The organism is Skermanella rosea, assembly GCF_016806835.2.
Lineage (GTDB): Bacteria > Pseudomonadota > Alphaproteobacteria > Azospirillales > Azospirillaceae > Skermanella > Skermanella rosea.
This window is the reverse complement of record NZ_CP086111.1, coordinates 3,210,827-3,217,500: the sequence shown is the minus strand read 5'-3', so window position 1 is coordinate 3,217,500 and position 6,674 is coordinate 3,210,827. Positions and strand designations below refer to the sequence as shown.

Annotated in this window: 3 protein-coding genes, 1 tRNA gene and 2 rRNA genes (1 of these 6 cut by a window edge); 5 read left to right on the top strand and 1 reads right to left on the bottom strand. The window is 63.6% G+C overall.

The genetic code is table 11. The annotated features are described in order from the left end of the window. The 3 genes from JL101_RS14920 to JL101_RS14910 all read left to right on the top strand — a co-directional run. Positions 1-2,187: ribosomal RNA gene (locus tag JL101_RS14920) — 23S ribosomal RNA — on the top strand (it extends 568 nt beyond the left edge of the window). A gap of 99 nt (positions 2,188-2,286) precedes the next feature. Continuing rightward, a 5S ribosomal RNA gene (gene rrf, locus JL101_RS14915) occupies positions 2,287-2,401 on the top strand. Between the two features lie 69 nt (positions 2,402-2,470). Next, positions 2,471-2,547: transfer RNA gene (locus JL101_RS14910), tRNA-Met, on the top strand. Between the two features lie 121 nt (positions 2,548-2,668). Here the strand turns inward: JL101_RS14910 and JL101_RS14905 are convergent. Further along, positions 2,669-4,738 carry a 3-hydroxybutyrate oligomer hydrolase family protein gene (locus tag JL101_RS14905; protein ID WP_203095999.1) on the bottom strand — a complete coding sequence of 690 codons (2,070 nt, stop codon included), beginning with the start codon at positions 4,736-4,738 and terminating at the stop codon, positions 2,669-2,671. A 437-nt stretch (positions 4,739-5,175) separates the two neighbouring features. Between JL101_RS14905 and JL101_RS14900 the strand changes: the two genes are divergently transcribed. Together JL101_RS14900 and JL101_RS14895 are read left to right on the top strand one after the other, a co-directional pair. Continuing rightward, positions 5,176-5,637, top strand: coding sequence for a hypothetical protein (locus JL101_RS14900; protein WP_203095997.1), 462 nt, complete (start codon positions 5,176-5,178; stop codon positions 5,635-5,637). Positions 5,638-5,690: 53 nt separating this feature from the next. Beyond that, positions 5,691-6,662: a hypothetical protein gene (locus JL101_RS14895; protein WP_203095996.1), complete on the top strand. Its 972-nt coding sequence runs from the start codon at positions 5,691-5,693 to the stop codon at positions 6,660-6,662. Positions 6,663-6,674 lie beyond the last annotated feature (12 nt).

The following is a 6,674-nucleotide window of genomic DNA, read 5'->3' as shown; positions in this document are numbered from 1 at the left end:
ACTTAGAGTATGCAGCGAGCTTAAGCCGGTAGGTGGAGGCGCAGCGAAAGCGAGTCTGAACAGGGCGTTTCAGTTGCATGCTCTAGACCCGAAACCTGATGATCTAGCCATGGGCAGGTTGAAGGTGCGGTAACACGCACTGGAGGACCGAACTCACGCCTGTTGAAAAAGTCGGAGATGACCTGTGGCTAGGGGTGAAAGGCCAATCAAATCAGGAAATAGCTGGTTCTCCGCGAAAGCTATTTAGGTAGCGCGTCGGATGATTGCCCACGGGGGTAGAGCACTGGATGGGCTAGGGGGCCTCACCGCTTACCAAACCTAACCAAACTCCGAATACCGTGGAGCACAGTCCGGCAGACAGACGGTCGGTGCTAAGGTCGATCGTCAAGAGGGAAACAGCCCAGACCGCCAGCTAAGGTCCCCAAGTGGTGGCTAAGTGGGAAAGGATGTGGGAAGGCCATGACAACCAGGAGGTTGGCTTAGAAGCAGCCATCCTTTAAAGAAAGCGTAATAGCTCACTGGTCTAGACAAGCCGGCCTGCGCCGAAAATGTACCGGGGCTCAAGCCACCCACCGAAGCTGCGGATGTCGATCATCTCACGATGACGACGTGGTAGCGGAGCGTTGCCTAGGCCGATGAAGGGCACCCGTGAGGTTGCCTGGAGGTATGGCAAGTGAGAATGCTGACATGAGTAGCGACAAAGAGTGTGAGAAACACTCTCGCCGGAAGTCCAAGGGTTCCTGCGCACGGTTAATCCGCGCAGGGTGAGCCGGCCCCTAAGGCGAGGCCGAAAGGCGTAGTCGATGGGAACCTGGTTAATATTCCAGGGCCTGGCAGAGGTGACGAATCCCGAAGTGCGTGCGGCCTTATCGGATTGGCCGTGCGCTGGAGGGGTTCCTGGAAACAGCCCTGCCATACAGACCGTACCCGAAACCGACACAGGTGGACAGGTAGAGCATACCCAGGCGCTTGAGAGAATGGTGTTGAAGGAACTCGGCAAATTACCCTCGTAACTTCGGGAGAAGAGGGCCCCGTTCCTGCGCAAGCAGGGGCGGGGGGCACAGACCAGGGGGTGGCGACTGTTTACTAAAAACACAGGGCTCTGCGAAGTCTGGCATGACGACGTATAGGGTCTGACGCCTGCCCGGTGCCGGAAGGTTAAAGGGAGGGGTGCAAGCTCCGAACTGAAGCCCCGGTAAACGGCGGCCGTAACTATAACGGTCCTAAGGTAGCGAAATTCCTTGTCGGGTAAGTTCCGACCTGCACGAATGGCGTAACGACTTCCCCGCTGTCTCCAACACCAACTCAGCGAAATTGAATTCTCCGTGAAGATGCGGAGTACCCGCGGTCAGACGGAAAGACCCCGTGCACCTTTACTCCAGCTTTGCAGTGGTGCCAGGGTTCCCATGTGTAGGATAGGTGGGAGGCTATGAAACGCAGGCGCCAGCTTGCGCGGAGCCATCCTTGAAATACCACCCTTGGGATCTCTGGCATCTAACCGCGCTCCCTGAACCGGGAGCCGGGACCCTGCATGGCGGGGAGTTTGACTGGGGCGGTCGCCTCCCAAAGAGTAACGGAGGCGCGCGAAGGTTGGCTCAGAGCGGTCGGAAATCGCTCGACGAGTGCAATGGCATAAGCCAGCCTGACTGCGAGACCGACAAGTCGAGCAGAGACGAAAGTCGGCCATAGTGATCCGGTGGTCCCGCGTGGAAGGGCCATCGCTCAACGGATAAAAGGTACGCCGGGGATAACAGGCTGATCTCCCCCAAGAGTCCACATCGACGGGGAGGTTTGGCACCTCGATGTCGGCTCATCACATCCTGGGGCTGGAGCAGGTCCCAAGGGTTCGGCTGTTCGCCGATTAAAGTGGTACGTGAGCTGGGTTTAGAACGTCGTGAGACAGTTCGGTCCCTATCTGCCGTGGGTGTCGGAGTGCTGAGAGGCGCTGTCCCTAGTACGAGAGGACCGGGATGGACGCACCTCTGGTGTACCGGTTGTGGCGCCAGCCGCATCGCCGGGTAGCTAAGTGCGGACGGGATAACCGCTGAAAGCATCTAAGCGGGAAACCCCCCTCAAAACAAGCACTCCCCTTAGAGCCGGGATAGACCATCCCGTCGATAGGAGGCGTGTGGAAGCGCGGCAACGCGTGAAGCTAAGCCTTACTAATCGCTCGAGCGGCTTGATCCCGACATCGCGCGTCATGCGCAGCAGAAAGCCCGCACGACAGGCATCCGTCGAAGACGCATCGCATCCTCATCACCTCGAAGCACCCGGGCGCTTGGTCGACCTGGTGGTCATAGCGAGGGGCCCGCACCCGATCCCATCCCGAACTCGGCCGTGAAAACCCTCCGCGCCAATGGTACTGCGTCTCAAGACGTGGGAGAGTAGGTCGCCGCCAGGTCCACCAATCGCCCGCGCGCTTCAAGGCAAACGAACCGTCACGAATTCTCCCGCATGTCCGTCGCCCTGACGCGGGGTGGAGCAGCCCGGTAGCTCGTCAGGCTCATAACCTGAAGGTCGCAGGTTCAAATCCTGCCCCCGCAACCAAGTCCCAGCGAAAAGCCGCCGATACCTGACCGGTTCCGGCGGCTTTTCGCTGTTCTGACTCTGGCGACGCGCCGGCTCAAGGATACGCCGCGGGATTACTCCCGCGGCGTATCCGCAAACCTCAGTCCGGTATCCGCAGCACCGACTCCCGGAAGGTGATGCGATCTTCCTTTTCGGGCTTCTTCGCGATCGGCGGCACATTGTCCCGGGTGATCGCAGGTGGCGTAGGAACACCGGTCCCCCGCGGAACGGTGTGGACCACCTGGGACGGCGGCAGCGCGTCGCCCTTGGTCAGATGGTCGTACAGGTAGTCCAGCCCCTCGTTGAAATAGACATGCAGCGGCACGTAAGCGGCGGCGAAAGCCGGGATCGCGTTGAAGGCGTCCAGGTGATGGGCGTTGGTCACCTCGTAGTACCGGATGTTCTGCTTCTGCCTCAGGGCCGATCCATAGTAGGAGCGTGAGCTGTGATTGACCGCGATCAGCGCGTCGGCCCGGCCATGGACGATCACGGTCGGCTTGCCGCGCAGGTCGGCCGTTGCCAGCACATCCTCGACGCCTTCCGCCAGGCGCCGCGCCGGGGATTTCCCGCCGCCCCTCCGGGAATGGTCCCGGTCACCGGCGGTCCACAGGGCCCGCAGGCAGGCAGCGCCGTCCACGTCCGCCATCGGAGCCGCCGCCCCGCCGACCGTCGTGGCCGAAACGCCGTTCCGGATCAGCTGGATGCCGATCGTCGGGGGAACGCCGTTCGACTGCGCGAAGGCAAGCTCGGCATTGGCCCGGGGCAGGGGAGCGGGCCGGTCCGTCGCATCGGCGTAGGCGTAGGAGAAGCCGCAGAGATTGTCGGTCACGCTCGCCCTGGAATAGGCGTTCGCATAGGCCACGGTCACGGACTGGTAGACATTGACCGACCAGTAGAAGGCGGCCAGCGCATTCTGCTCCGGCACGATCCCGTAATCCTGGATCAGCTTCTGGGCCTCGGCCGGCGTTCCCTCATTCAGCAATCCGCGCGCCTTGAGGTCGGTGCAGACCTGCAGGGCCCGTGTGTTGCCCGGCACCGCCGCGGCGCATCCCTCATAGAGGGTGTAGAACGAGATATAGTCGTAAAGTGGCCGTCCATGTTCCGTCAGGGCCGGACCATCGCCCTGCTGGATCTTGAAGGAGCGGTCCCGCTTCGGGTTGACGTTCGGCTCCGACACGGCGACACCGTCGATCCAGCCGCGCCTGTCCTCCTCCGCCGCCCGCAGGGCCGCGGCCCCGCCGTTGGAAACGCTCGACGCGATGACGACGGTGTTCTCCGGCGTGATCCTCCTGAAGCCCTTCTCGTCGGCGAAGTGCCGGTTCAGCAGATGGAAACCCAGCTGGACGGAGCGCAGGATGTCCGTCCCCCAGTCCGCCTCGGGGTTCTCCCGGGAATGGGCCTGCTTGATCGCCCAGCGGTCCGGATTGTCCTCCAGGTACCGGTCCAGCTCGCGCTCCGGAATCCTCGGTTGGAAGTTCAGCGGCTTGCTCGACCCGGACGCCTCGACATGCTCGCCCTGGACCGTGTAGCCCTTGCCGTTCTCCAGATCGAAGAAGCCGGTGCCGGTCCCCTTGTCGTTGTAGACGACGGCGCAGCCTTTCTTCAGTCCCCACTCGCCGGCGGTGCCGATCGCCCCGTAGACTCCGCGCGAGCCGGAGGATGTCGCGGTCACCATGCAGGGTTTGTCGGGGCGGAAACTGTCCGGGATCTGCACGGCCACGGTGACCCGCGAGTTGCCGCCGTCCTCGCCGTTGAGCAGCGCCAAGTATTCCGTTCCGGGAATCTTCCCGTCGCGATCCTGTGCCTTCTCGCCGGCTCCGACCAGCGGCCCATAAAGCGTGCCATACCCGCCGCCGGCCGATACATCCACCAGCGCCCGGTAATTGTTGTAGATCGCGATCCGGCGAAGCTCCTCGGTCGTCGGGGAGGAGGTATTCGCCGCCTGGGGTGGCGGCCCCGCGAAGCCCGCGGCTCCCAGGCCCGCCGTCAGCAGATCGTCGCTGTATCCGTCGTAATCGGCCCGCAGGATCTTGCCGATCACGTGCCTCTCGATCCCATCCCGTCCGTCCCGCCGGTCATCCCTTCCGCGGTCGTCCTTCGAGTACGCCGCGGGCGTCATGCCGATCATCAGGCAGAGCGCCGAGACGGCTGTGGCTGCTACTCTTCCCATGGAAATATTTCCTCCCTGATTGGGATTGATTTTCTTCAGCCCCGGATGCTGGAGCAGCGCGTGCCAGAATAGAGTGCACTTTCAGGAACATATACTTGCCTGAAGTGGCAGCACCAAAGGGATGCCGTCCTGATCGAAATCAGCTTTGCGGGCATGTCGTGTGGCGGACCTGGCGGCGGTCCAATGCAACGCGTGACGTGCCGCAGAGGGGGTTTCACTTCGGATACTGGCGGGGAACCCGCCCCACGCAGCCTGGGGGCTCGCCAGGACCTGGATCGAAGCGACCTGAGACGCTGTCCAGGTCGCGAACGCGACGGATACGGCTGCCCATCCGCCGGGGCATAATTAATTTCCAAAATGGAAATAACCAGGCCTCCCGTTTCGTCATCGATTTGGGTGCCGGGGAAAGCCCCCGGTAAAAGGGAGGAATTCAGGGAATGCTGAGATCGGTAACACTTGCCGCGGCCTTGCTGATCGCCGGCTTGGCCGTGCCGGCGACGGCGAGCGCCGGGGAGGGCGACGCGCGAAAGCTCGCCCGACAGCCGGGCGAGAATGCGAAAAGGGCGGCCGAGAACGACAGGCAGGACGATGCCGGCAACCGGGCAGCCGAGTCGGGCGAGGATCGCGGAAACAAGCTCGGCCTGGACGACGGATTCCGGGATTGCCACGTCTATACGCCAGGCGGGCTGATGGCGAGGCCCTATCTCAGCTACAGGTCCACCGCCGACAAGGCGCGCCTGGAAAGCGAGAGGGTGCTCCTGTCGCTGGCCGAGACCGTCTACTCCGACACGATCGGCCAGTTCCACGACCTTCACGACGACAGCGCCGCCACCTTCAGCACGAAGGCCGAGCATTTCCGTTCCAGGCACCGTCTCGGCGCCCGGGGATGCCAGTCCTGATGATCACTGCGATCGGTCGTCACCAACACTCGGAAAACAATCAAGGCTCCGTCATGCGCATCACCTTCTGCGTCCCCGTCCTGATGGCCGCCGTGCTGTTCCACGCGGCACCCGCCCCGGCCCAAAGCTTCGGCCAAGGCGTGATCGAGATCGAAGGCCCGCTCGAGGCCGCCGGTGTCGAGAACGGCACCACCGTGATCAAGGTCATGGGGCTGACCGTCTTCGTCACCCCCGATACGAAGCTGACCTCGCCCACGGCCTCCCTCGTCCATGGCGACCTGGGAACCGGGCCGGCATTGCCCGGCCGGATGGATCCCGGCTTCATCGGCGGCCACGCCATCGTCACGGGAACGCGCGATGTTTCCGGCATCTATGCCAAGCAGGTCTATGTCGAACCTGCCGAAAACCACCTGATCGGGACCGTGACGCTGAATGACGGGACCGGCTTCGAGGTCGAGGGCATGCCGGTCGTCCTGCTGCCGGTCTCGTCCGACGCCCAGGCGTATCCCAAGCAGACGCCGGAGTCCGGCACGCCGCCCGTCGCCTACGATCCCCGGCTGCCGGGATCCCCGCTCAAGAACTCGGCCGGCTTCGAGATCGCGCCCGGTTCCGTCCAGGTCGGATCGGACATCGTGGTGGCGGGCTACTACGTGCCGACGCCGGATGGCAAGGGCACCATATACGCCTACGGCGCCACGGCGTCGGGCGATGATGACGCCAGCCAGACGCCGCGCGTCAGCATCCTGCGGGCGGAGTGCCGCCAGCGCGCGGCCGACGAGATCGAGTGGGACGTTCGCGGCAGCACCGTCCCGCCGAGCGGGTCCGTGACCATCCTCAACGCGGCTGGAACGGTCCAGTACGGCACCGCCGCCGTGACCCCCGACATGTCCGACCCCGGCAAGGGACAGTACCGCTACCGTGCCGACATCCGGAAGGCGACGCAGCAGTGCCCGGCCGGCGTGCTGGCCCGCTTCACGGTCGGCGGCAAGACCTACACGGCCACGGCGGTGGTCGAGCGCCGGTAGGTTCGGCGATGC

Excerpts from the sequence above, each read along its gene's own strand:
- JL101_RS14895 (WP_203095996.1), top strand. The coding sequence starts at position 5,691 with ATGCGCATCACCTTCTGCGTCCCCGTCCTGATGGCCGCCGTGCTGTTC.
- JL101_RS14900 (WP_203095997.1), top strand. The coding sequence starts at position 5,176 with ATGCTGAGATCGGTAACACTTGCCGCGGCCTTGCTGATCGCCGGCTTG.
- JL101_RS14905 (WP_203095999.1), bottom strand. The coding sequence starts at position 4,738 with ATGGGAAGAGTAGCAGCCACAGCCGTCTCGGCGCTCTGCCTGATGATC.